The 23,088-nt window shown below is 61.8% G+C and carries 15 protein-coding genes and 1 tRNA gene; 10 read left to right on the top strand and 6 right to left on the bottom strand.

All coding sequences use genetic code 11. The features are described 5' to 3' along the window. Positions 1-632 precede the first annotated feature (632 nt). Positions 633-1,520 carry a hypothetical protein gene (locus tag BSIN_RS02240; protein ID WP_143757283.1) on the top strand — a complete coding sequence of 296 codons (888 nt, stop codon included), beginning with the start codon at positions 633-635 and terminating at the stop codon, positions 1,518-1,520. 316 nt (positions 1,521-1,836) lie between these two features. Here the strand turns inward: BSIN_RS02240 and BSIN_RS02235 are convergent, their stop codons facing one another. The 3 genes from BSIN_RS02235 to BSIN_RS02225 form a co-directional block, all read right to left on the bottom strand. Then, positions 1,837-2,478 carry a phospholipase D family nuclease gene (locus tag BSIN_RS02235; protein WP_059513428.1) on the bottom strand — a complete coding sequence of 214 codons (642 nt, stop codon included), beginning with the start codon at positions 2,476-2,478 and terminating at the stop codon, positions 1,837-1,839. Between the two features lie 602 nt (positions 2,479-3,080). Then, the gene (locus BSIN_RS02230) at positions 3,081-4,190 is read right to left on the bottom strand and encodes a class II histone deacetylase (protein WP_089339424.1); all 1,110 of its coding nucleotides are present in this window, start codon (positions 4,188-4,190) and stop codon (positions 3,081-3,083) included. Between the two features lie 43 nt (positions 4,191-4,233). Then, positions 4,234-5,421, bottom strand: a complete 1,188-nt coding sequence (locus BSIN_RS02225) for an MFS transporter (protein WP_089339423.1) — start codon at positions 5,419-5,421, stop codon at positions 4,234-4,236. Positions 5,422-5,833: 412 nt separating this feature from the next. On the opposite strand from BSIN_RS02225, the gene BSIN_RS02220 reads away from it, so the two are divergent. Then, on the top strand, positions 5,834-6,943 hold the full coding sequence (locus BSIN_RS02220; RefSeq protein WP_069235201.1) for a helix-turn-helix transcriptional regulator: 1,110 nt from the start codon (positions 5,834-5,836) through the stop codon (positions 6,941-6,943). A gap of 180 nt (positions 6,944-7,123) precedes the next feature. Here BSIN_RS02220 and BSIN_RS02215 read toward each other — a convergent pair whose 3' ends face one another. Beyond that, on the bottom strand, positions 7,124-7,573 hold the full coding sequence (locus BSIN_RS02215) for a MarR family winged helix-turn-helix transcriptional regulator (protein WP_069234238.1): 450 nt from the start codon (positions 7,571-7,573) through the stop codon (positions 7,124-7,126). A gap of 106 nt (positions 7,574-7,679) precedes the next feature. Beyond that, positions 7,680-8,849: a glycerate kinase gene (locus tag BSIN_RS02210; protein ID WP_089339376.1), complete on the bottom strand. Its 1,170-nt coding sequence runs from the start codon at positions 8,847-8,849 to the stop codon at positions 7,680-7,682. A gap of 398 nt (positions 8,850-9,247) precedes the next feature. On the opposite strand from BSIN_RS02210, the gene tig reads away from it, so the two are divergent. From tig to BSIN_RS02185, 5 genes are all read left to right on the top strand, one after another. After that, a complete protein-coding gene (gene tig / locus BSIN_RS02205) occupies positions 9,248-10,594 on the top strand; it encodes a trigger factor (RefSeq protein WP_059513421.1) in 1,347 nt (448 codons plus the stop codon). A 133-nt stretch (positions 10,595-10,727) separates the two neighbouring features. Further along, a complete protein-coding gene (clpP, locus tag BSIN_RS02200) occupies positions 10,728-11,381 on the top strand; it encodes an ATP-dependent Clp endopeptidase proteolytic subunit ClpP (protein WP_059573326.1) in 654 nt (217 codons plus the stop codon). A gap of 159 nt (positions 11,382-11,540) precedes the next feature. After that, positions 11,541-12,812 (top strand): ATP-dependent Clp protease ATP-binding subunit ClpX, encoded by a 1,272-nt coding sequence (gene clpX / locus BSIN_RS02195; RefSeq protein WP_059513409.1) that lies wholly within the window; start codon positions 11,541-11,543, stop codon positions 12,810-12,812. Between the two features lie 201 nt (positions 12,813-13,013). After that, entirely contained in the window at positions 13,014-15,437 is a 2,424-nt protein-coding gene (gene lon, locus BSIN_RS02190; RefSeq protein ID WP_059513407.1) for an endopeptidase La, read from the top strand. A 165-nt stretch (positions 15,438-15,602) separates the two neighbouring features. Continuing rightward, positions 15,603-15,678 (top strand) — tRNA-Val (locus BSIN_RS02185). Positions 15,679-16,593: 915 nt separating this feature from the next. Here BSIN_RS02185 and BSIN_RS02175 read toward each other — a convergent pair. Then, positions 16,594-17,100 carry a sigma-70 family RNA polymerase sigma factor gene (locus BSIN_RS02175; RefSeq protein WP_059573351.1) on the bottom strand — a complete coding sequence of 169 codons (507 nt, stop codon included), beginning with the start codon at positions 17,098-17,100 and terminating at the stop codon, positions 16,594-16,596. 685 nt (positions 17,101-17,785) lie between these two features. Here BSIN_RS02175 and BSIN_RS02170 point away from each other — a divergent pair. The 3 genes from BSIN_RS02170 to BSIN_RS02160 are packed head-to-tail and all read left to right on the top strand — an operon-like array spanning position 17,786 to position 23,084. Then, positions 17,786-19,540, top strand: a complete 1,755-nt coding sequence (locus BSIN_RS02170) for a fatty acyl-AMP ligase (RefSeq protein WP_173678609.1) — start codon at positions 17,786-17,788, stop codon at positions 19,538-19,540. After that, on the top strand, positions 19,537-21,294 hold the full coding sequence (locus BSIN_RS02165) for an acyl-CoA dehydrogenase family protein (RefSeq protein WP_089339373.1): 1,758 nt from the start codon (positions 19,537-19,539) through the stop codon (positions 21,292-21,294). The genes BSIN_RS02170 and BSIN_RS02165 overlap by 4 nt, the downstream gene beginning before the upstream one ends. After that, a complete protein-coding gene (locus tag BSIN_RS02160; protein ID WP_256583532.1) occupies positions 21,291-23,084 on the top strand; it encodes an acyl-CoA dehydrogenase family protein in 1,794 nt (597 codons plus the stop codon). Before BSIN_RS02165 ends, BSIN_RS02160 begins: the two co-directional genes overlap by 4 nt. The last annotated feature ends 4 nt before the right edge of the window (positions 23,085-23,088 follow it).

Below are 23,088 nucleotides of genomic sequence, written 5' to 3'. Positions count from 1 at the left end.
GAAGCTACACGTCGCTACCCAGAAATAACGCAAGAGGCGGCGCGTGGCGTTGTTCAGAGCGGCCCATTCGGAAAGCCCAATTGGCGGCTGACGCGCGAAAGCTCGATCAACGGCGTTCGCAGCCTGACCATTCGCGATACGAAAGCCGAAGTAATCCCTTGAACGCTCGAACATGAGATTGAATGGCGGCCAACCGCCATCTCGATTCGTCTTGCCACGAAACGAAGAGTAACGGTGCCGCATCTCCGTTTGCTGAATCCGAGAAAACGGCTCAGCAACTGCGCTTGGCCGCCCATCCTCAAGGGTCGTGCGAGCATGACATACTTCGTTGATTTTTCAGCCAATTCGAATTGGTATTGATTTTTTGGATGCGGCTATTTTCGATGAAAATGAATAATAAATTATAAATTTAATCTTCGATAAATAAATTAAATCGACATTGATTGATTTTCGAAAAATCGGACGAGCCTATTGGTTGACAATGTCAAACGTAAAGGCTGTTTTCGGATTGTCGACGAATATTGCGCGGCCGCCGCTTCCTGCTGAAAAGAAAAAACTCATGATGATGAACAGTGTGAAATCCGGATTTCACCAATCATGGTGTGAAATGTAAAAATGCAAAGGAAAAGAAAGTGTCGACAGTAGCAAGTTTGAACAATCAGCCCGGCTCCGCGATAGGACGGGTGAATCTAGCGGGCCAATTTCAACTTCGGCCGGCCGAGATCGACGGTGAGTTGAATCAGGCGGCACGCGGCATGGCCCAGGAAATGGCGCCGCAATTGAGGCAAGCGGTTTCGTCGGAGATACCTTCAGGTAAGGCTCAGGCGGATGCCGCCGCGTCCCGGCGAAACCCGTCTCTGGTGAGTCTCGCGTCAGTCCCACCCGTGCAAACGACGGAGCCGGGCGAGCCTGAATCCGCTCAGCAGCCCTCGAGTCCGAGGAATAAGCGCGATGCCACCGCCCAGATTTCCGGTCGTCTCCAGGTTGCCGAGCAAGAGCGGGAAGTCATGCTTCGGCAAGCCGCGGCGCTTGCTCAGCAGGCAACGACGGCCGACGATCAATTGAGAGCTGAGCGCACCAACATTGGATTAATGGTTGCCCGGGCCATGCGCGATGGTGACCAGGCAATGCAGCGGGATGACGAGGGGGCGATGCGGCGGGCTCAAGAAAGGGTGCATTGGGTCAGGGATGCGGTGAATGCGTTCGACGGCAATCTACCGGATAGAGCAGCGCAGGTGCTGCACAACCTACGCCAGGCATTGGTGGCCGCGAACGATGTTTTGCAGGCGCAGCCCGAGGAAAATGGAATAACAGATCAAATGCGAAGGCTGATGGATGTCATCCGGGATAGAATGGCTCGCCTGGATAGAGAGCAACACAACCAATGGAATATCCCGCTGGCCAGAAACGAACTGGATAACGTCCAGGCGCGTCTGGACGAGCGTTTGCAGAGGGTTCAGCCGCCGGACGCAAAGCGCCCGCGTATCCTCCCAGGGCATGATCTCTCTCCGCTCAAATAGCGACGCGTTTTGGGCGCGGCCCGCCGCCCGCGCCGCACACTTAGCGCGTCAACTGCGATCGGATTCGACGAACGGGCGTGCCGGGCTGGCGCCAGCCTTTGAAGGCCGCTGTTCGAGGGCCGTCGTCATTTGGGCGAAAAGGCCTGCCAACCTCGCGCGGGCGCATGATTTGGGCGGCGTTTCTGGATCGAGAGCGGGACGCTCTCGAATCCGGCCGATGCCGACGGCGCGGCCTTTCGTCGAGGGGCCGACGTCTGAGGCGGGCGCGAGGCCGCACGCCTCACGTGGGTCAATTCGAATCGGCCAACTTGATCGCTCAATAGTTCGATCGGTAATCGATGCCCTGATCGAACCGGTTCTGCCAATGCGCCAAGTATTGCGACGCCAGCGCCGGATTGTTCCAGACCACCAGCACGTTCTCCGAATTGCGCGCCGCGGCCGCGGCGCTGTAGTTGAACGATCCCGTCTCGACGTGCCGGGCGTCGACGACGATGTATTTGTCGTGATGGATCGCGTAGCGGTCGATCGTGCGCGTGCGCACCTTCGCGTTGACGAGCAGGTTGAGCGCTTGCTTCGACGCTTTCGACCGGTTGCCGTCGTTATCGACGACGACCGCGATATCGACGCCGCGCCGATGCGCATCGAGCAGCGCGCGGACGATCTTCGGCGACGTGAACGAGTAGCCGGCGAGCCTGAGCGATACGCGCGCTGTGCCTATCACCTTGAGGATCAGCGCTTCGGCGCCGCCGTCGGGCGAGAACGCCGCTTCGACGACTTGTCCGGCAGGCGCTTCATGTGCGGCGGACGGCAGTACGCTCGCAATATAGTCGACGATGCGGGAGATCAGCGATTCGGCCGGGCCGGTCTTGCTGAAGGCGGGCGGCGCGGCGGCGACGAGCGTGGCGCAAAGGCCTGCGGCGATGAGCCGCTTCGGTTTGAGCCGCTTGGGCAACTGCATGTGATTCCGGGTGGGTCGAAACAAACGAGGCCGTGAGTGTAACGCGAGTGGCGAACGATGCGCGCGCATCGTTTCATTTTTTCGGACGATGCCCGCGCGCGGCTTGGCCTGCGCGCGGTGATGCGCGCGGCGGGAAACCAGGCGCATGACCCGTCAGCGTGCAGGCGGCCGATCACGCTGCCCTAGATCGCGCCGCAACGGTCCCTGAATCTCAGCGCTGGCGCCTGCATGTCCGGCGTGCGATTTCCATTTGTAAAGCCGCACGGGATGAAGTCCCGTGCCCGCGGCGCGAGCGTATCGTGCCGGGGCGGTGACGTTTGCGCACGGGCTGCGGGGCAGCGCTCCGGGAACGACGCGCGGACGAAGAATCGCGCTGAACCGGAGCGGCGGGGTCGCCCTGATTGCCTGACCGGCGCGCAGGACGATCCCACTCGAAGCCGGTCATGGTCGGTGGTTTTGTTCCGATTGCAACGTTGCCCTTCGTTTTGCGCGGCGCAGGAACCGGCGAAGGCGCGGCCGCGCTTCTTTCCGCGCGCTCGGTACGGGGTCGCCCGCGCGCCGGCAGGTGGGGCCGTGCCGCCGCGCCGTGGGCGCGTGTCGATTCAATAACCGAAGCTCTGCGCCAGTTCGTCGATGAGCTGCCGCTGGAACGCATTGAAGCGTTCGCCCGGCTGCTGGGCGGTCGCGAGGTCGAGCATCGGGTCGACGACTTCAGTGCGAATGCCCGACAACGTTTCGATTATCGCCAGTCCGCAAAACGGAACGTAGGCCTCCGAATAACCGCCTTCATGAACGATCGCGAGCCGCCCGTCGCAATGCCGGCCGGCCGCATCCAGCAGCGAGCGCGTCATGAACCGATAGCTGTCGCTGTGCAATTGCATCCGCGCGAGCGGGTCGACCGCGTTCGCGTCGAGCCCGCTTGCGACGACGATGAGTTCAGGCCGAAACGCATCGAGCGCCGGCACGACGATTCGCTCGAACGCGTAGCGGTAAGCGTCGTCGCCCGCGCCGGCGAGAAGCGGGACGTTCAGGTTCGCGCCGATGCCCGCGCCGGTGCCGCGTTCGTCGGCGCCGCTGTAGCCGGGCGGAAAACAGCGGTCCTGATGCAATGAGATCGTCAGCGTGTGCGGATCGCCGTAGTAGATCGTCTGAGTGCCGTTGCCGTGGTGCACGTCCCAATCGATCACGGCCACGCGCTCGATCTGGTGTTTCGCGCGCGCGGCCTCGAGCGCAATCGGGATGTTCGCGAGCAGGCAAAAGCCCATCGGCTTGTCGGGCAGGCAATGATGGCCGGGCGGACGCGACAGCGAGAACGCGTTCGCCGCGCGCCCGGTCAGCACGGCGTCGACGGCGGCGAGGGCGAGGCCCGCCGAGAGGGCGGCAATCTCGTAGCTGCCTTTGCCGAACGGCGCCAGCTCGCCGAGATCGCCGCCGTTCGCGTTGCTCGCGCGCTTGAACGCGTCCAGATAGTGCACCGGGTGGATACGCCGCAGATCGGCTTCGGTCGCGGCTGGCGCGCTCAGCATGTCGATTTGCGCGGCAAGGCCGCATGCATGCACGAGCGACAGCAAACGGCGCTTCGAGTCGGGCGATTCTGCATAACCGGCGCTCGACGGCGGCTGCACCCAGCCACCCACCGGAAAGAACAGCGCGTGTGCGCCGCCCGTGTGCCAGAAGGTACGTTCATCGGTGAAGAAGGCGGTTTTTTTCATAGCGGTCAGTTCGAGCGACGATGAATGGACGGGGCGTGCGGCGTCAGCGCGCATCGCGCTCGACGCGCAGCAGCGTCGCGAGCGATACGATCGACACGCCGGCGGCGAGCGCGAACAGCGCGCGCAGCGTGCCGCCGCCATCGAGCATTAGGCCCGCGATCAGCGGTCCGGCGGCGAGTCCGCAGCCAATCACGAGATTGAGCGTGGCGATCAGGCGGCCCGACGCGTCGACAGCGGCGACGCTCGCGAGCATGAACGGTAGGACGAACGTCCACGAGAATTTGAAACCGAAGATCGCCGCGACGTAGCCGGCCGGGCCGGGCGCCGCGGCGAGCAGCGCGAGCGACACAGCGAGTATTCCGTAGCCTGCGTACAGCATTGCACGCCGTGACGCGCGGCCGCCGAGACCGGACGCGAGCGCTGCGCCTGCAATGCCGGTCAGGCTCGCAATCGCAAGCACATTGCCGGTTGCCGACGCATCGAAGCCGGCTGCGGCCGCGGCCCGGCTCGCGAAGGTCCAAACGCCGCCGATCGCGAGATAGAACGTCAGGATGCCGGCGACAGCGAGCGCGGCCAGTGCGCGTGCCGCATGCGGGCCTGCCGTCCGGGCGCGCGGCCGGCGCGCGCGGGGCGTGGCGGGAAAGTGGCCGGCCAGCGGCGCGGCGCATAGCGTCAGCGCGGCGAGCACCCCATACAGCGCGCGCAGCCCGACTGCGTTGAACAGATGCGGTAGCACAAAGAGCCCGGCCGCCCCCGCAATCAATTGACCGACGACCCATAATCCGTAGACGCGTTCGCTGTGCTCGCTCATCGCGGCGCTCGTCATGCACAGCACCATCAGCGTGCCGCCGCCAAGTGCAGTTGCCGCGCGCAGCGCGAGCAACGGCACGAAGCCGGGCATCAGCACGGCGGTGGCGAGATTGCCGACGCAGAAAATGGCGCACGCCCACCATGCGACACGGCGCGCATCGATCCTGCCGAGCCACAGGTACGACGGTAGCGTCGCGGCGCTGAACGCACCAAGCTCGATGAAGAAATACGCACCGATCTGCGACGCCGTGAGCCCGAGTTGCGTGCCGAGCTGGCCGGCGACGGCAGGCGCGACAAGCAGTTGCAGCGGCGTGATCGCCGCGAACGCGACGAGCGCGGCGAGCGTGCCATGCGTGAACGCTTGCGTACCGGTGGGCAGCGGTGAAGAGGATAACGAAGGATCTTGCGGAAATGTTTTCATGATCGGCATTCGATGACACGATTCGACGCGAAACCGGCGGCGCATGCAGCGCGTTCATCCGCAGTGTCGGCAGTGCGCATGCCGTTGCAAAGCCGTCCAGATGAACGTTGTGGAAAACCCTGGGTTGCGCGCCGGCGCGTTTCGCTTGCCGCCATGCACGTGCATGAACACATGGCTGTTGTCTCGCGTGCGGCAGCGCGGAATCTGGGCCCCGTTCAAATGCACTGGGCCGGCGCGCGTTCGTGCGCGCGCGGCCGTCAAAAAAAGACGGCCGCTATAATGGGGCGCTTATCGACGGAGTTCGCGACGCCGGCTGTACGAGCGGGCGAGGGAGCGGTCAGTGGTGGCGATCAGGGCTGGGAATAGTGGGAGTAGAACTGGCAAGGCCGACGACGCTGACAGCGGAGCCGGGATCAAGCGAAGCCTCGACGTGCTGCATGACGTGCCCGCCGCGATCGTGCTCGACGAAACCGCATGGCCGCCGCGCGCGCCGCGCCGGCGCGATTTCGATGACGACGGCGCGCCGTCGCGCGAACTGAGCCTGTTTTTACTCGATCTGTATGCGATGGCGGGCGGCGCAGCGATTGGCGAGTTCGAATGCGGTTTCTTTCGGCTGCTGTCGCGCTATCTGCCGTTCGACGCCGGTTGGACGGGCGTGGCGAATCACACGCCGAGCGGCCCGGTGATGCACAACAGCTATCTATACCGGCTGCCCCGCGAATTCTTCATCGATTGGAAGCGCGTGCGCGATTGCGATCCGCTCGCGCGACGCACGCTGCATGGGGCATACGGCCGGGCAGTCGCGCTGTCGGTCGTCGATCCGGGGCTCGATGGCCGGTTTCGCGGCTGGTGTGTCAAATACGGGCTCGCGCAGCTCATGTGCGTGTGCACGCTCGACCGTCGTTTCGGACTCACGACATTTCTGTCGATCTACCGTCACGCATTGAATCGTCCATTTACGGCCGGCGACATGCGACGCTACGAAAACGTGATTCCGCATCTGGCCGCCGCATTGACGATCAACCGCGCCGCGCAATTAAGCCGCTTGCGCAACGAGGCGGCCGCGTCGACGGTGCGTGCGATCTGCGACAACTTCGGCGTGCTGCATCATGCGGATGCGGGTTTTGATGCGCTGCTGAAGGCCGAGTGGCGGGACTGGAGCGGCTCGCGTCTGCCGCCCGCGCTCGTCGATCACTTGCGCCGCCGCCCGTCGCAGCCGTATTCGGCGGATGCATTGACGGTGCGGTGCGTGCCCGTCGCCGGCCTGTTTCAATTGGAAGCGCGGCCGCGTTCGCTGCTCGACCGGCTCAGTCCGCGCGAGCTTGCAGCGATCCGCTATTACGGCCAAGGGCGCTCGCATAAGGAAGTGGCGCGGCAGATGGAGATCGCGCCGGCCACCGTGCGCCACTATTTGCGCTGCGCGTATCGCAAGCTCGGGATGCACGACAAGAGCCAGATCTCCGGCGCGCTGAGCGTGCTCGACCGGGACGAGGACGGTGCGAAGCGCGACCCGAGCGGGTGATGCGCATTGCGCGTGTGGCATGGTCGATCGGGTAACATTCGATACGCGGATTCGACGTGATCGCTGCGCATGGCTGGCGGCGAACGCAACCCGCTCCGGGCGGCGAGCGGCAAGCCGTCGCTCATGCCGTCGCCTGGCGCCTTCCGCTTGCGCGAATCATCGGCTGCGTGCGCCGACGGCTCACTGCGCTCGATCTCGCGCGCTGGCGATGAGCTTGTCGAGCGCGCGGCTGAACGCAAGTTTTTCGCTGTCGTTCAGGCAATCGAGCAACCCGTCGTTCCATTTGCGCGCGAGCGCCGTGATCTTGCGGTTCAGCGCGGCGCCGGCCGGCGTCAGCGCGATCAGCACTACGCGGGCGTCGGCGTCGCTTGCGCCGCGCTTGACGAGCCCGCGCCCGATCAACGTTTCGGCCGTGCGGCTCGCCTGACTTTTGTCGAGGTTCGCGCGCCGCGCGAGTTCCATGACCGAGCATGGCCCGAACGCGCCGACCGATGCAATGGCGCGCGCCTCAGGCAGCGATATGCCGAGCCTCGTTTGATAGATCGCGCCGATGCCGCGATCGGACAGCTTATTCAGCACGTGCATCCGGTCGGTCACGAACTGGTCAAGCCCGGTTTTGCCGCCTGCCATATTGGAGTCCTGAATGAATGGGCAGGGTCGATTGTTGCTGCATCGCGATGCGCGGTCAACGGTGAGACTTTCGCATCGCGCGGTCTGGCGAAGTTTGCGCGTGGCCTCACGGGCGCCCGTAGCGCAGCCGCGTGAGCTGCTCGGCCGCCTGCTCGAGCAGGCGCGCGGCATCGCGCAGTGCAACGTCGAGCGTTATCGGGCCCGGTGCGGGCGAAAAGCAGCCGTCGAAATGCTCGGACAGCGCAACAAGCGCGTCCGGATCGACCGCGCCTGACAGCAGCGTGGCCGGCACGCCTGCGGCGCGCGCGTGCCCGCACGCGACGAACGGCGCTTTGCCGCGTAACGTCTGCGCATCGGAGCGGCCTTCGCCGGTGATCAGCCAGTTCGCGCCCTCGAGCGCCGCATCGAGTCCGATTTGTCGCGCGACGATCTCCGCGCCCGGCTCGAAGCGCGCGCCGAGCATCGCGAGCGCGAAGCCGAGCCCGCCCGCAGCGCCGGTGCCGGGCAGATCGCGCACGCGGCTGCCGGCCGCCGCGGCGCGCCGCTCGCCGAACGCCGCCTCGACGAGCGACGCGAAATGGCCGAGCGCCGCGTCGAGCGGGGCGACTTGATCGGGCGTCACGCCCTTTTGCGGACCGAACACGGCCGTCGCGCCGTGTTCGCCCGTCAACGGATTATCGACGTCGGACATCGCGACGAGCGTGATGTCGTCGAGCCGCGCATCGATCCCCGATACGTCGACGCGCGCGATCTGCGCGAGCCGCTCGGGCGTCGGCTCGAGTTCGCGGCCTTGCGCATCGAACGCGCGCAACCCCAGGCCGGCGAGCAGACCTGCGCCGGCATCGTTGGTGCTGCTGCCGCCGAGCGCGACGTAGAGAGTGCGCACGCCTTCGTCAACGAGCGCACGGATCGCATCGCCCAGGCCGCGTGTGCTGCGCGCGGCCACCGGTACGCGCATCCCGTCGGGGTCGGTGATGCCGACGATTTCCGCGGTCTCGATGATCGCCGTGCGCGCATCGATCAGCCCGATCGCCGCGTCGCGCGGCGTGAGCGCTGCGCCCGGCACGCGCAACATCCGGCGCTTGCCGCCGTGCGCGACGAGCGCGTCGAGCGTGCCTTCGCCACCGTCGGCCATCGGCCGCGTGTGTAAGACGGCATCGGGCCTGGCGCGCGCGATGCCGGCGGCGATCGCGTTCGCGACCTGCTTGGCGGATAACGACCCCTTGAACGAGTCGGGCGCAATGACGACGACGGGCGCGAACGAGTGCTGCGGCATGGTGTCTCCGGATCGTTTTGATGAGGGAATGTCGTCGGGAGCGCCCGCCGGATAGTCGGCGGCGGGGTGGCGGCCGTCAGGCAGCGCCGGGTGCGGCCCGCGACGGAACCGAAACGGGAGCTTACCGGATACCGCCCGGCGTATGTCGCAGATCGTCGTCGCGCGTCGGGGCGCGTGGCGCGCGATGTTGCGGCGCGCCACGGCCGGAACTCGCGGTGCGGAGGAAATAGTTTGCTAGAATGATCGATTCTTCCGGCCAAAGCCGTGCATCAAGCCGCCGATCGTGGCGCAACGAGTGGGTCAACGAGTTGTGCAAGCGGGGTGTGAGCGCTTGCGCCGCCAGGCTGGCACGGCAAGGAAAACAGATTCGCTCGAATAATTTTAGGACGATTGAAGCCATGGCTAACGTTGTTGAAAACCTCGGCAAGCTCGAACGCCGCGTGACGATTTCCCTGCCGAAGGAAGTCGTGCAGAAGGAGATCGACGCCCGCATCCAGAAACTCGCGAAGAACGTGCGCATGCCGGGCTTCCGCCCGGGCAAGGTGCCGCTCAAGATGGTCGCGCAGCAATATGCAGGCCAAGTCGAGGCGGAAGTGCTGAGCGACAAGATCGGTCAGGAATTCTTCACGATCAGCCGCTCGGAGAACCTGCGGGTGGCCGGCCAGCCGAGTTTTGCACCGAAAGAGGGCGAAGCCGCCGACGCTTACGCGTTCGACGCGACGTTCGAGGTTTACCCGGAGGTGAAGATCGGCGATCTGGCGACGGCTGAAGTCGAGCGCTCGACGACGACGATCGGCGACGCCGAGATCGACCGCACGCTCGACATCCTGCGCAAGCAACGCGTGCATTTCCATGCGCGCGGCGAAAGCGGCGAGCACGGCGACGGCGGTGCGGACACGGCCGCGCAGAACGGCGACCGCGTGACGGTCGATTTCGTCGGCAAGATCGATGACGTCGCGTTCCAGGGCGGCACGGCAGAGGATTTCGTGTTCGTGCTCGGCGAAGGCCGGATGCTGCCCGAATTCGAAACCGCGGCGCTCGGCCTGAAGGTCGGCGAGTCGCGCGCATTCGATCTGAAGTTCCCGGATGATTATCACGGCAAGGATGTGGCCGGTAAGACCGCGCAGTTCACGGTCACGATGAAGAAGGTCGAATGGCCGCACCTGCCCGAGATCGACGCCGATTTCGCGAAGTCGCTCGGCATCGAGGACGGCGATCTGACGAAGATGCGCACCGAGATCAAGGAAAACCTCGAGCGCGAGGCGAAACGCCGCACGCAGTCGATCGTGAAGAACCAGGTGATGGACGCGCTGTTGAAGATTTCCGAGCTGGACGTGCCGAAGGCGCTCGTCGAGCAGGATCAGCAACGCCTCGTCGAGATGGCGCGCCAGGATCTCGTGCAGCGCGGCGTGCCGAATGCGAAGGACGCGCCGATTCCGGCCGAGATGTTCGCCGAGCAAGCCGAGCGCCGCGTGAAGCTGGGCCTCGTGCTCGCCGAGCTCGTGAAGGCCAACAACCTCGAAGCGAAGCCCGAGCAGATTCGTGCGGAAGTGGACGAATTCGCGAAGAGCTACGAAGACCCGAAGGAAGTGGTCCGCTGGTATTATTCGAATCAGCAGCGTCTCGCCGAGATGGAAGCGTTCGTCGTTGAAAGCAACGTCGTCGATTTCGTGCTCAGCAAGGCGAAGGTGACGGACAAGGAAGTAAGCTTCGAAGCACTGGCAAGCGCAACGGCGCAGGCGTAAGTGTCGCGCTAGCGGCGTGCGGGCTGTCGGAGCGACGGCCCGCACGCCGTTTTTATATTGGCGCGGTTAGCGCGCGGCGTTTCCCGGCTTGTTTCCGCTGCATAAACATTCATTCTCGGACAAGGCTCATCGAATGATTAATCGCGCTCAATTGGTGGACACGTTGGCTTCGCAGGCCTCGCGGGATCTCGACGCGCAGGCGCTCGGGCTCGTGCCGATCGTCGTCGAGACGAGCGGCCGCGGCGAGCGCTCGTATGACATCTATTCGCGGCTCCTGAAGGAGCGCATCGTGTTCATGGTCGGCGAGGTCAACGATCAGACGGCGAATCTGGTCGTCGCGCAGCTGCTGTTCCTCGAAAGCGAGAACCCCGACAAAGACATCAGCCTCTATATCAATAGCCCGGGCGGTTCGGTGTCGGCGGGAATGGCGATCTACGACACGATGCAGTTCATCAAGCCGGATGTATCGACGCTCTGCATGGGCCTCGCGGCCAGCATGGGCGCGTTTTTGCTGGCATCGGGCGCGAAGGGCAAGCGTTATGCGCTGCCGAATGCGCGCGTGATGATTCACCAGCCGCTCGGCGGCGCGCGCGGCCAGGCGTCGGACATCGAAATTCAGGCACGCGAGATCCTGTATCTGAAGGAGCGCCTGAATCATTTGCTGGCGCAGCATACCGGCCAGGATGTCGAGCGCATCGCGCGCGATACGGATCGTGATAACTTCATGTCGAGCGAAGATGCGAAGGCTTACGGCCTGATCGATCACGTGTCGACGAAGCGTCCGTAAGCAGTGTTAGTAGGGTGCCGCCCTAATAGGCGGTGCCCGTTATGTGCCCCGAGCGTCCGCGGCAAAAGAATATCGCGGCCGTTTCCCGGGGGCAGCCACGCGCGGCTGTCGGGGCAAACGGCGTATCATGTAATTCACGTGTCCGGAGGCTCTACATTCATGGCGGACAAAAAAGGTTCGAACAGCGAAAAGCTGTTGTATTGCTCGTTTTGCGGAAAAAGCCAGCATGAGGTAAAGAAACTCATCGCGGGGCCGTCGGTATTCATCTGTGATGAATGCATCGACTTGTGCAACGAAATCATCCGCGACGAAGCGGCCGCGGCGGGGGTCGAAGCCAGCCTGTCCAAGTCCGACTTGCCGAGCCCGCAGGAGATTCGCGATATCCTCGATCAATACGTGATCGGGCAGGAGCGCGCGAAGAAGATCCTGGCCGTCGCCGTTTATAACCACTACAAGCGGCTCAAGCACCTCGACAAGAAGGACGACGTCGAGCTGTCGAAGAGCAACATCCTGCTGATCGGCCCGACTGGCTCCGGCAAGACGCTGCTCGCGCAAACGCTCGCGCGGTTGCTCAATGTGCCGTTCGTGATCGCAGATGCGACGACGCTGACGGAAGCCGGCTATGTCGGCGAGGATGTCGAGAACATCATCCAGAAGCTGCTGCAGAACTGCAATTACGAGGTCGACAAGGCGCAGCGCGGCATCGTCTACATCGATGAAATCGACAAGATCAGCCGCAAATCCGATAACCCGTCGATTACGCGCGACGTGTCGGGCGAGGGCGTCCAGCAGGCGCTGCTCAAGCTCGTCGAGGGTACGATGGCGTCGGTGCCTCCGCAAGGCGGCCGCAAGCATCCGAATCAGGATTTCATCCAGGTTGACACGACGAACATCCTGTTCATTTGCGGCGGCGCGTTCGATGGCCTCGAGAAGGTGATCACCGATCGCACCGAGAAGACCGGCATCGGTTTCGGCGCGACCGTGAAGAGTAAGCAGGAGCGGGACGCGGGCGAGGTGCTGCGCGAGGTCGAGCCGGAAGACTTGATCAAATTCGGGTTGATCCCCGAGTTGATCGGCCGTCTGCCCGTCGTCGCGACGCTCGGCAAGCTCGATGAAGCCGCGCTGATGAAGATTCTGGTCGAGCCGAAGAATGCGCTCGTCAAGCAGTATCAAAAGCTGTTCGCGATGGAGCGGGTCGAGCTCGAAATTCGCCCGGACGCGTTGCAAGCAGTCGCGCGCAAGGCGATTCGCCGCAAGACGGGCGCGCGCGGGTTGCGCTCGATCATCGAACAGGCGTTGCTCGACGTGATGTACGAGTTGCCGACTCTTAAAGGGGTCAGCAAGGTGATCATCGACGACAATGTCATCGACGGCGATGGCAAACCGTTATTGATCTATGAGGACACGCCGAAAGTGGCGGGTTCGAACTGATCGGCTGTAATTCTTTTAAATATGAGCAAAAAAGCCGTTCATCGTGTAGTGAACGGCTTTTTTTCGTTTATCTTGTGGGTAACTCTGACGCAGCACCGGACGGTGACTTTTTTTAACTGAAATTTCCCACGCGCTGAAGGCTTGCATTCCGTAGTGCCGGCCTTACTTACCGAACAATCGATTCCATTCATGGGGAATGAAATGTCAGGCACCCAACTTCTCCCGTCGGAACGCACCACGCTCCCGCTGCTGCCGCTGCGGGACGTCGTCGTTTTTCCGCATATGGTGATCCCGCTTTTCGTCGGCCGGCCGAAGTCGATCAAGGCGCTCGAGGTGGCCATGGAGGGCGGCAAGCATATCATGCTCGTCGCCCAGAAGACCGCCGCGAAAGATGAGCCGACCGAAAAGGACATGTACGACGTCGGCTGTATCGCGAATATCTTGCAGATGCTGAAGCTGCCCGACGGCACCGTGAAGGTGCTGGTCGAGGGGCTGCAGCGGGCGCAGGCGCTGTCGATCGAGGAGCAGGAAACGCAATTCTCGTGCGAAGTCCTGCCGCTCGAGCCCGATCACGCCGATAGCGCCGAGACGGAAGCACTGCGCCGCGCGATCGTGTCGCAGTTCGATCAGTACGTCAAACTGAACAAGAAGATTCCGCCGGAAATCCTGACCTCGCTGTCGGGCATCGACGAAGCGGGCCGGCTCGCGGACACGATCGCCGCGCATCTGCCGCTCAAGCTCGACCAGAAGCAGCACATCCTCGAGATGTTCCCGGTCGTCGAGCGGCTCGAACATCTGCTCGCGCAGCTCGAGGCCGAGATCGACATCCTGCAGGTCGAAAAGCGCATTCGCGGGCGCGTGAAGCGGCAGATGGAAAAGAGCCAGCGCGAGTACTACCTGAACGAGCAGGTCAAGGCGATTCAGAAGGAACTCGGCGAAGGCGAGGAAGGCGCGGATCTCGAGGAACTCGAGAAGCGCATCAACGCCGCGCGGATGCCGAAGGAAGCGAAGAAGAAGGCCGACGCCGAACTCAAGAAGCTCAAGCTGATGTCGCCGATGTCGGCCGAGGCGACCGTCGTGCGTAACTACATCGACACGCTGATCGGGCTGCCGTGGCGCAAGAAGAGCAAGGTCAACAACGATCTCGCGAATGCCGAGAAGGTGCTCGACGAAGATCATTACGGCCTTGAGAAGGTGAAGGAACGGATCCTCGAGTATCTCGCGGTGCAGCAGCGCGTCGATAAGGTGAAGGCGCCGATCCTGTGCCTCGTCGGACCTCCGGGCGTCGGCAAGACGTCGCTCGGCCAGTCGATCGCGCGCGCGACGAACCGCAAGTTCGTCCGGATGGCGCTTGGCGGCGTGCGTGACGAGGCCGAGATCCGTGGCCACCGCCGGACTTATATCGGCTCGATGCCGGGCAAGATCCTGCAAAGCCTGTCGAAGGTCGGCGTGCGCAATCCGCTTTTCCTGCTCGACGAAGTCGACAAGATGGGGATGGATTTCCGCGGCGATCCGTCGTCGGCGTTGCTCGAAGTGCTCGACCCGGAGCAGAACCACACGTTTGCCGATCACTACGTCGAAGTCGACTTCGATCTGTCGGACGTGATGTTCGTCGCGACGTCGAACTCGCTGAACATTCCGCCTCCGCTTCTCGACCGGATGGAAGTGATTCGGCTGTCCGGCTACACGGAGGACGAGAAGGTCAGCATCGCGCAACGTTATCTGCTGCCGAAGCAGAAGAAGAACAACGGCCTGAAGGACGGCGAGATCGAGGTCACCGAGCAGGCGATCCGCGACATCATCCGCTATTACACGCGGGAGGCGGGGGTGCGTTCGCTCGAGCGCGAAGTATCGAAGATCTGCCGCAAGGTCGTGAAGATGCTGCTGCTGAAGAAGGCGCAGGGCGCGATCAAGGTCGATGGCGAGAACCTCGACACGTTCCTCGGCGTGCGCAAGTACGACTTCGGCTTGGCCGCGAAGGAGAACCAGGTAGGCCAGGTGACGGGGCTTGCGTGGACCGAGGTCGGTGGCGATCTGCTGACGATCGAAGCGGCTGTGATGCCTGGCAAGGGCAACGTGATTCGTACCGGTTCGCTGGGCGACGTGATGAAGGAGTCGGTCGAAGCGGCTCGTTCGGTCGTGCGCTCGCGCTCGCGCCGGCTCGGCATCAAGGATGAGGCGTTCGAAAAGCAGGATATCCATATCCACGTGCCGGAAGGTGCGACGCCGAAGGACGGTCCGTCCGCCGGTGGTGCGATGACGACCGCGCTCGTGTCCGTGCTGACGGGCATCCCGGTGCGCGCCGACGTCGCGATGACGGGCGAGATCACGTTGCGCGGCGAGGTGTTGCCGATCGGCGGGCTGAAGGAGAAACTGCTTGCCGCGCATCGTGGCGGCATCAAGCTCGTGCTGATTCCGGAAGAGAACGTCAAGGATCTCGCGGAGATTCCGGACAACGTGAAAAACGCGATCGAGATCGTGCCGGTCCGCTGGATCGACAAGGTACTCGAACTGGCGCTCGAGCGTTTGCCTGATCCGTTGCAGGACGAAGAACCGAAGGCGGCGCCCGTCGCTGCTGAACCCGCGGCGCAGGATGCTGCATCGGCGGAGTTCGTCAAGCATTGAGCGGTTGATGGGCACATGTCCGTTGTGAGTCGTAATCAGCCCACGGTTGCAAGACCGTGGGTTTTTTCTTGTTTCGTGCTGGCAATCTATAAAAAGATCAGTTAGAATCTCACGCTTGCTGCTTGAGAGCGCTATGCGCTAGTTGAAAAAGTGGCGATTCGGAGCGGGTGCTTAGCTCAGTTGGTAGAGCGGCGCCCTTACAAGGCGTAGGTCGGGAGTTCGAGCCTCTCAGCACCCACCACCAGTTTCTGGTGATCCGTTCCGAAGGAGATGTTTGCTGCAGCATGCTGAAACCCGCATAGTCACTGGCTTTGCGGGTTTTTTGTTTTTGCCGATGGGGCTCGAGCACGGCTGACCGCGCGATGGACCTTTGGTCGGCCTCCTTGTATTCGATGCTGCCACCATAGACACGCTCAACGAACATGTTCGCCGTGAAATAGCTGCCTTGGTGATATTCACGAAGGCCGGTTATGCGCATAAACGAACGCTTTTGCGCGCGGCTCCACGACATGTATCGCTTCCAGCGTGATTGCCGTTCGATGATGCGTCAGGCGTACACGCCGCTTCGGCTGGCACTTCATCGAGGACACCGAAATTTTGCGGTGGCGCCGCAACAACACGTTCGTTGAAATTGGTTCGACCGATCGCTATTACTTCGGCGATGCGCAAATCGACGGCATGCTGACATACCGGCAACGAATCGATTCGATCCGCGTGCATGCTGATACGGCCGCACGAATCAGTAATCCGAAGTATCGTGACGAATGGCCGCACTCGACGCGAATTGATCGCGCCGTTTGCGTTCAGGCAGATCGCAGCTGTTTCGTCGACGAGTGGAGATGAAGAACGGAAGGGACATATGACCGAACCATGCTAGGCGAAATCAAGGGCTTATGCAGACCGGCAATGATCCTGCTTCATCTAGCTCATAAGCATCGATCAATTTGTGGAATACCAAAGCTAAAATTTACGCGACACCGTAGATGTTTCAGGTCGGCGAAGTCCCGAAGCATGGGGCAGGGAAATTCACTCGCTCTTGTCCCGCAGCGACGTATGCAAGAAATGAAAATGGTCAACGTAAATCGACCGAAAGGTACGGCGTCGGAATTTCCATGCTAAACCGAGCTAAATCGAACCGAATGCCGAGTCGGTTGGATCAGCAGTCGCTCATCTCGAATTGCGCGCCGATTGAGCGACGTGCGCGCCATAACCGGCTCATCACCGTGCCTATCGGAACGTCGAGCTCACCGGCCGCTTCCTGATAGCTCAACCCCTCGATTGCAATCAGCATCATGGTTCCGCGCAGGGTTTCGGGCAGCAATTCGACTGCCCTGAGGACTTGAGCATTCATCGCCTGTACTTGAGGATCGACGGCGGCGGGACTTTCCAATGTGTCCATGAAATCGTCGTTCCAATCGATCTGCGATCGGGTGCGCACGCGCCGCGCGCGTAGTTCGCTCATCCAACTCGAATGTACGATCGACATCATCCAGTTCAGCGGCGAGGTGTCTCGCTGTAATTGATGAGAGCGTTCGAGGGCTCTCAAACAGGCGCGCTGCACCAGATCGTCGGCATCGTGCGTGTCGCCGCAAAGGCGGCGCGCAAATGCCAACAAGCGCGGCAGCAACCGCGGAAGCGTAGAGGCGAGATCTGCACGGGTCATAAATACGGCTTTCTCCATCGGCGAAGGTGCTGCGCACATATCTCCCAGCATGCGATTCATTTCACTTTTGCAAGTCGATCGAGCTTTCCGTTTTCACGCAATCTGAGTGGTGGTATGACAACGGACGCATCTATTTTCGACGTGTTATCGGTCACCCAAATATCGAAAGGCGAATGAAAATTGCGGCTTAATGGCGACCAATAAAACTGATCGATTCACATTAATGAGGTGATACACCGGCTGCCCGAATGCAGAATTCGGAAAGCTGACGCAGCGATTATTTACAGCGTTGGATTCGAGCGAATTGACCTTGTTTATGCATTCGTCAAGTTTTGTTTACATGTAAACCAATGCGTGTGTTACCAGTGACACGAAGTCGATCATATGCTCTATTCGTGAACTTTGCTGCAACAAAATCAGAAAAAATTTTTTTGATTTCGGCGAATAAACCTAGTGAGCCGAGCGTTAACCAAGCATTGGAATTTTATCGCGAGACCTCTGTGTTTTTTGCAAACAGAATGCTTCATTTACCACTGCCTTATATATCAATCCGGTTCGCTGGTTAATTGCTTGATTTGTATTCAGGGTCACAGCAAATATTGATATTGCTTGTCCGTGTTTGTATAAATGACCGATGGAGTAAAGCGTGCCGTCTAATTTTGCCGAACACATTAGTAATCAAGTGATTAGGTGTGGAAGCGGAAAGCACTATGTCTTCATGCATGGCAAGCCCGGCGATCCCGTTGGAGAGGAAAGGCTCGGTTATCACGAGTTGGATCGCCGCGCTCGGTCGATCGCGGCATGGCTGTCGGCGTGCGGTGCAAATTCGCGCCCCGTATTGTTGGCTTATCCGGAAGGGCTGGCGTTCCTGCAAGCGTTCGTCGCGTGTCTTTACGCCGGCGTGATCGCCGTGCCGGTTCCGTTTCCGGGCGATGCGCGCAGCGTCGAACGAACGAAACGCATCATGCGTGATGCCGGCATTCGGCTTGTGCTGAGCGCATCGGCTGAGCAGGCGAATAGGCTGGCGCGCTGCCTCGACGATCCGAATATCGAGGTTTCGTTTCACTGCGCAGCGACCGACACCGTCGAGGACGCCGGTGCAAGTGCGTGGCAAATGCCGGATATCGGCCTGTCGTCGATCGCGTTTTTGCAGTACACGTCCGGCTCGACTGGAGAACCGAAGGGCGTCGCCGTCACGCATCGCAACTTGCTGCATAACGAAGCACAGATTCAGCGCGCCGTCGCGAGTAGTACCGACAGCGTCGTGACCGGATGGCTGCCCCATTTTCATGACATGGGGCTGATCGGCATGCTGCTGCATCCCTTGTATGTGGGTTGCGATTGCGCGTTCATGGCGCCGTCCACGTTTCTCAGGCGGCCTGTTCGATGGCTGGAGGCCGTGACGCATCACGCCGCCACGATCACGGTTGCGCCCAACTTTGCATACGACCTATGCACGCGAGCCATCCGGGACGAGCAACTCGCCGGACTCGATCTGTCGACGCTGAAAGTGGCGCTGAATGGTGCCGAGCCTGTTCGTGCGCGAACGATCGAAGCATTCTCCGCGCGCTTCGCAGCGGTCGGCTTTGCATCGAGCGCGTTTGCGCCTTGCTACGGGATGGCCGAAATCACGTTGCTTGCCACCGTCAATCATGTCGCGACACCGCCAGTGCTGCTCGATATCGACGCCGGCTCGCTCGAACGTAACGAGGCGACACCCGCAAGGGCCGACGATCCGGCGCGGCGCGTGGTCAGCAGCGGCCGCGTCGTCGATCTCGATCTGCGTATCGTCGATCCGCAAACGCGTGATGTGCTGATGGGCGGCCGAATCGGTGAAATTTGGTTGCGCGGCGACAGCGTTGCGCACGGCTACTGGGGACACACTGATATCAACGACGCGACGTTCCGGGCCGAGACTGCTACTGGAGAAGGGCCGTACCTGCGCACCGGCGATCTTGGCTTCGTGCTCGATGGCGAACTTTTCGTAACCGGCCGCCTCAAGGATCTGTTGATCGTCAACGGCCGAAATCTGTATCCGCAGGATATCGAACATTTCATCCGCGAGCTGCATCCCGCGTTGGGGGCGGGGATGGGCGCCGTGTTTGCTGTCGAGGCGGACGGCGAGCGCGTTGTCATTGTGCACGAGATCAAAGAGACACTTGTAGCGGAGGGCTTATCGACGGCGGATCTGTCTGTTCATATCAAGGCGGCTGTTGCCCGCGAGTTCGACATTGCGGCTCCGAGCGTCGTGCTCGTGCCGCGTGGTGCTGTGACGCGGACGACGAGCGGCAAGGTGCAGCGGGGCTTGATGCGTGAGCGTTTTCTGACGAGACGGCTGCCTGCGTTGCAGGAGGATATTCAGGTGCAGGTTCGGCAACGGCTTTCGAGCGAAGGCGGCGAGGTCGCACATGCATCGCCTCAATCCACGGCGCTCGCATGAATTATGCTCCGTTCGCGCTGGCAAGCGCATTCGATCAATATCTCGGCGATCCGTTCAATCCGCAGAACGCTTTTTCCTACGCGCGGTGCGCAACATTGGACGCACAGGAACGCTTTCCCGACGCCATCTGCGCAAGCCTGGACCAATGGGGGCTGCCCCGCTATTACGTGCCTGAGGCGTTTGGCGGCATGCTGCGCGATTTCGAGCAGCCGCTGCAGTTGATCCGGATGTTGGCACGCCGCGATCTGACCGTCGCAATCGGCCACGGCAAAACGTTTCTCGGTGCGGTATGCGTCTGGGTGGGGGCGACGGCTGAGCAGGCATTGCAAGTCGCCGAACGCGTGTGCGGCGGCGCAATCGTGTCATGGGGGTTGACCGAGCGCGACCATGGCAGCGATCTGCTGCATAACGACACATGTGCCGAAGCCCATGCCGAAGCCGGCAGTGGCTATCGGATCTCGGGTGAGAAATGGCTCATCAACAACGCCACGCGAGGCGAGTTGATCAGTGTGCTCGCACGCACGTTGCCGGAGGGCGGCCCACGCGGTTTCGACATGCTGCTGATCGACAAGGCTGAACTGGAAGATGGCAGCTTGCGCTATTTACCTAAAGAACACACGCACGGAATCCGCGGCGCGGACATTAGCGGCATCGCATTCGATCATGCGCGGGTTTCGAACGACGCGCGAATCGGATCGCGCGGCGCCGGCCTCGAAATCGTGCTAAAGGGTTTGCAGCTCACGCGAACGTTGTGCGCGTCGCTCTCGCTCGGCGCCGCCGACCATGCACTGCGGCTCGCAGTGCGCTTTGCGCGTGAGCGCAGCCTGTACGGCCGCACACTCGCCGAATTGCCGCTTGCGCGACGCACGCTGATCGACGCTTATGCCGATCAATTGCTCGCCGAAGCAGTCGCGCTCGTCGGCACGCGCAGCATTCAGGCGTTACCTGCCGATATGAGCGTGACTTCGGCCGTTGTCAAATACCTAGTGCCGACGCGCACCGAAGCGATGCTCGATACGCTCGCTGACTTGATGGGCGCGCGTGCATTTCTCGTGGGCGTCTATGCCGACGGGATGTTTCAAAAGGTTTATCGCGATAATCGAATCGTTTCGTTGTTCGACGGAAACACGCTCGTCAATCTCAATGCGATCGTCAACGAATTCCAGACAATCGCGAAACGGTATCGGCGGGGCGCAGAGGCGGCACGCACGGCCATCGTGTTCGATTTGACTGCGGCGCTGCCCGACTTTGATCGCAATGCGCTGAGTCTGATTGCGCGTGATGGATGCGGCGTCGTCAACGCTTTGCCCGCATTGCTCGAAAGCATGGATGAGCGCGCCAAGCGCGAGCCGGAACTGAATTCTCTGACTGCCTTGACTCGATGGCTCGTGGCAGCCGCAGATGACGTGCATCAGCAGATGCTCGACAGCGCGCCGGTGCGCGTGCGTGTGCCGGTCGAGCAGTTCGAGCTTGCGAAGCGCTATGTGCTTTGCTACGCGGGAGCCGCCGTGCTCGGATTGTGGCTGCATATGGCAGATCATGTTGATGCCAGCGAGGTCGCATCGATATGGCGCGAAGGGCGGTGGCTGCGGGTTGTATTGCAGCGTGTGCTACGCGAGCTTGGCCATACTGTCGATTTTGACGAAGCCGCCGGTGAAGCGCTTTGGCTTGCATTGTCGTATCAGTACGATAACGATCGACTGTTCTCGCTATTGCCGTGCGGGCTCGCGAAAGGCAACGGAGGAGCAGTGTGAACGCCAATCCGATCACGGCGCCATGGGCGCGAGGCTTGGGTAATGATGGCGCGCACGATGGCGGTTCCGATATCGAGCGCATGCTTGGCGATCCATTCGATGCCACCAATCCGCTCGGTTACGCACGGGTTCTCGAAGCCGACGAACGCGGAACGCTATGCGAGCAGGCGGAGGCCGTACTCGAGCGCTGGGGTATGAACGCCGAGTTCGTGCCGAGGCGTCTGGGCGGACGGTGGGACACGGCGGACGAGATGGTGAGGCGCTTGCGTCCGGTGTTTCGTCGCGATGCCTCGCTCGGCATTGGCTATGGCGTCTCGTCGTTCGTGGCAGCCGTCAACGTCTGGGCCGGAGGATCTGCACAGCAGCAGCGTGAACTAAGCGATCTGCTATTGCGCGGAGGCAAGGTGTCGGTGGCGTATCACGAGCTTGGCCACGGGAACGACTTCTTGCGCAATGCGTTCCAGGCTTACCCGGATCACGACGGAAACCTTTTGCTCGAAGGTGTCAAAGAGGTGATCAACAACGCACATCGCGCGGACGCGTGGGTCGTGTTCGCGCGTACCGACGAAAGGCCGGGGGGGCGCAGCCATTCGATTCTGTTGCTCGATCGACAGCAACTTCAATCCGCCATCGATGCAGGTGAGCTGGAAATACTGACGCGTTATCGCACGGCTGGCGTGCGCGCATGTCATCTCGCGGGCCTGAGGTTTTCGCGGTGCCGGGTGCCGGTCGGGAGAATCGTCGCATCACGCGGTTCGGGAGCCGAGATCTCGTTGCGTTCGTTCCAGGTCACGCGAATTGTGTTGCCGGGCATGGCGATCGGCATGCTGGATACGGCGCTGCGGGCAGTGGTCGGCTTTGCACGCGAGCGCAGGCTGTATGGTGCGCGGGTCATCGAGCTGCCCTATGTGCGCAGCGCGCTGAGCGACGTCATGGTGGATCTCCTGAGCGCCGATTGTTTGGTGCGAGCTGCCGCTCGCAGTTTGCATCTCGCCCCCGCGCATGCATCTGTTTATGCCGCCACCGTCAAATATCTCGTGCCGTTGTTGTTGCGCGAAAGCATGAACACGCTGTCAATCATACTCGGCGCGCGCGCGTATTTGCGTGACGGGCCGTATGCCATTTTCGGCAAGATGATGCGCGATTTGCCGATCGTGAGCGTCGCGCATGCTGGCGGCACGGCGTGCTTGCTCACGCTGCTTTCACAATTGCCGGCGCTTGGGCGTCGTGCCGCGCGTCGCGCGGGAGCAGCGCTTGAATTGTTCGACGAGCATGTGCCGTTGCCGCTGTTCGATTTCGATGCGCTGACTATCGCGGCTCATGGTGAGGACCGGTTGCTCGATACGCTCGCCAATGCATGCGATACATTTTCGTCAACCGGTGAATGGAATACGTCTATCGAACGCCTTGTTCGCGATCTCGCGACGGCTCGCGACGAGCTTCGTATTGCGTCGGCGTCATTGGCACCCAGTGAAACAGGCCCGGGTGCTCACCCCGATAGCTTCGCGCTCGCGCAGCGCTATGCGTGGCTCGCGGCCGCGGCTGCTTGCGTTGGTGTGTGGCAGGCGCAGAGGGCGAGGGCAGAGCAATCGTTTGTCGGTGGATCTGCTTGGATTGTCGCGGCGTTGTCTCGTCTGCAGACGCGGCTTGGCCGGCCGAAGTCGCTTTTGTCACCGGATATTTACGACGCGGTCATGTCGGAAATCGTCGCGCGCGTCGATGCAAATCGTTCGTTATGCCTACATCATGCCGTACTTAACGGAGGTGCCGATGTCCCTGAAAACGATTGAACCT

This window comes from Burkholderia singularis, from assembly GCF_900176645.1.
GTDB lineage: Bacteria > Pseudomonadota > Gammaproteobacteria > Burkholderiales > Burkholderiaceae > Burkholderia > Burkholderia singularis.
Note: the sequence above shows the minus strand (reverse complement) of the source record. Positions and strands in the feature narration are given on the sequence as shown.

What these genes read in the sequence shown, in the direction of transcription:
- lon (WP_059513407.1), top strand. Translation starts at nt 13,014, where the DNA reads ATGTCAGGCACCCAACTTCTCCCGTCGGAACGCACCACGCTCCCGCTG.
- BSIN_RS02215 (WP_069234238.1), bottom strand. Translation starts at nt 7,573, where the DNA reads ATGGCAGGCGGCAAAACCGGGCTTGACCAGTTCGTGACCGACCGGATG.
- BSIN_RS02165 (WP_089339373.1), top strand. Translation starts at nt 19,537, where the DNA reads ATGAATTATGCTCCGTTCGCGCTGGCAAGCGCATTCGATCAATATCTC.
- clpX (WP_059513409.1), top strand. Translation starts at nt 11,541, where the DNA reads ATGGCGGACAAAAAAGGTTCGAACAGCGAAAAGCTGTTGTATTGCTCG.
- clpP (WP_059573326.1), top strand. Translation starts at nt 10,728, where the DNA reads ATGATTAATCGCGCTCAATTGGTGGACACGTTGGCTTCGCAGGCCTCG.
- BSIN_RS02210 (WP_089339376.1), bottom strand. Translation starts at nt 8,849, where the DNA reads ATGCCGCAGCACTCGTTCGCGCCCGTCGTCGTCATTGCGCCCGACTCG.
- BSIN_RS02175 (WP_059573351.1), bottom strand. Translation starts at nt 17,100, where the DNA reads ATGACCCGTGCAGATCTCGCCTCTACGCTTCCGCGGTTGCTGCCGCGC.
- tig (WP_059513421.1), top strand. Translation starts at nt 9,248, where the DNA reads ATGGCTAACGTTGTTGAAAACCTCGGCAAGCTCGAACGCCGCGTGACG.
- BSIN_RS02225 (WP_089339423.1), bottom strand. Translation starts at nt 5,421, where the DNA reads ATGAAAACATTTCCGCAAGATCCTTCGTTATCCTCTTCACCGCTGCCC.
- BSIN_RS02230 (WP_089339424.1), bottom strand. Translation starts at nt 4,190, where the DNA reads ATGAAAAAAACCGCCTTCTTCACCGATGAACGTACCTTCTGGCACACG.
- BSIN_RS02235 (WP_059513428.1), bottom strand. Translation starts at nt 2,478, where the DNA reads ATGCAGTTGCCCAAGCGGCTCAAACCGAAGCGGCTCATCGCCGCAGGC.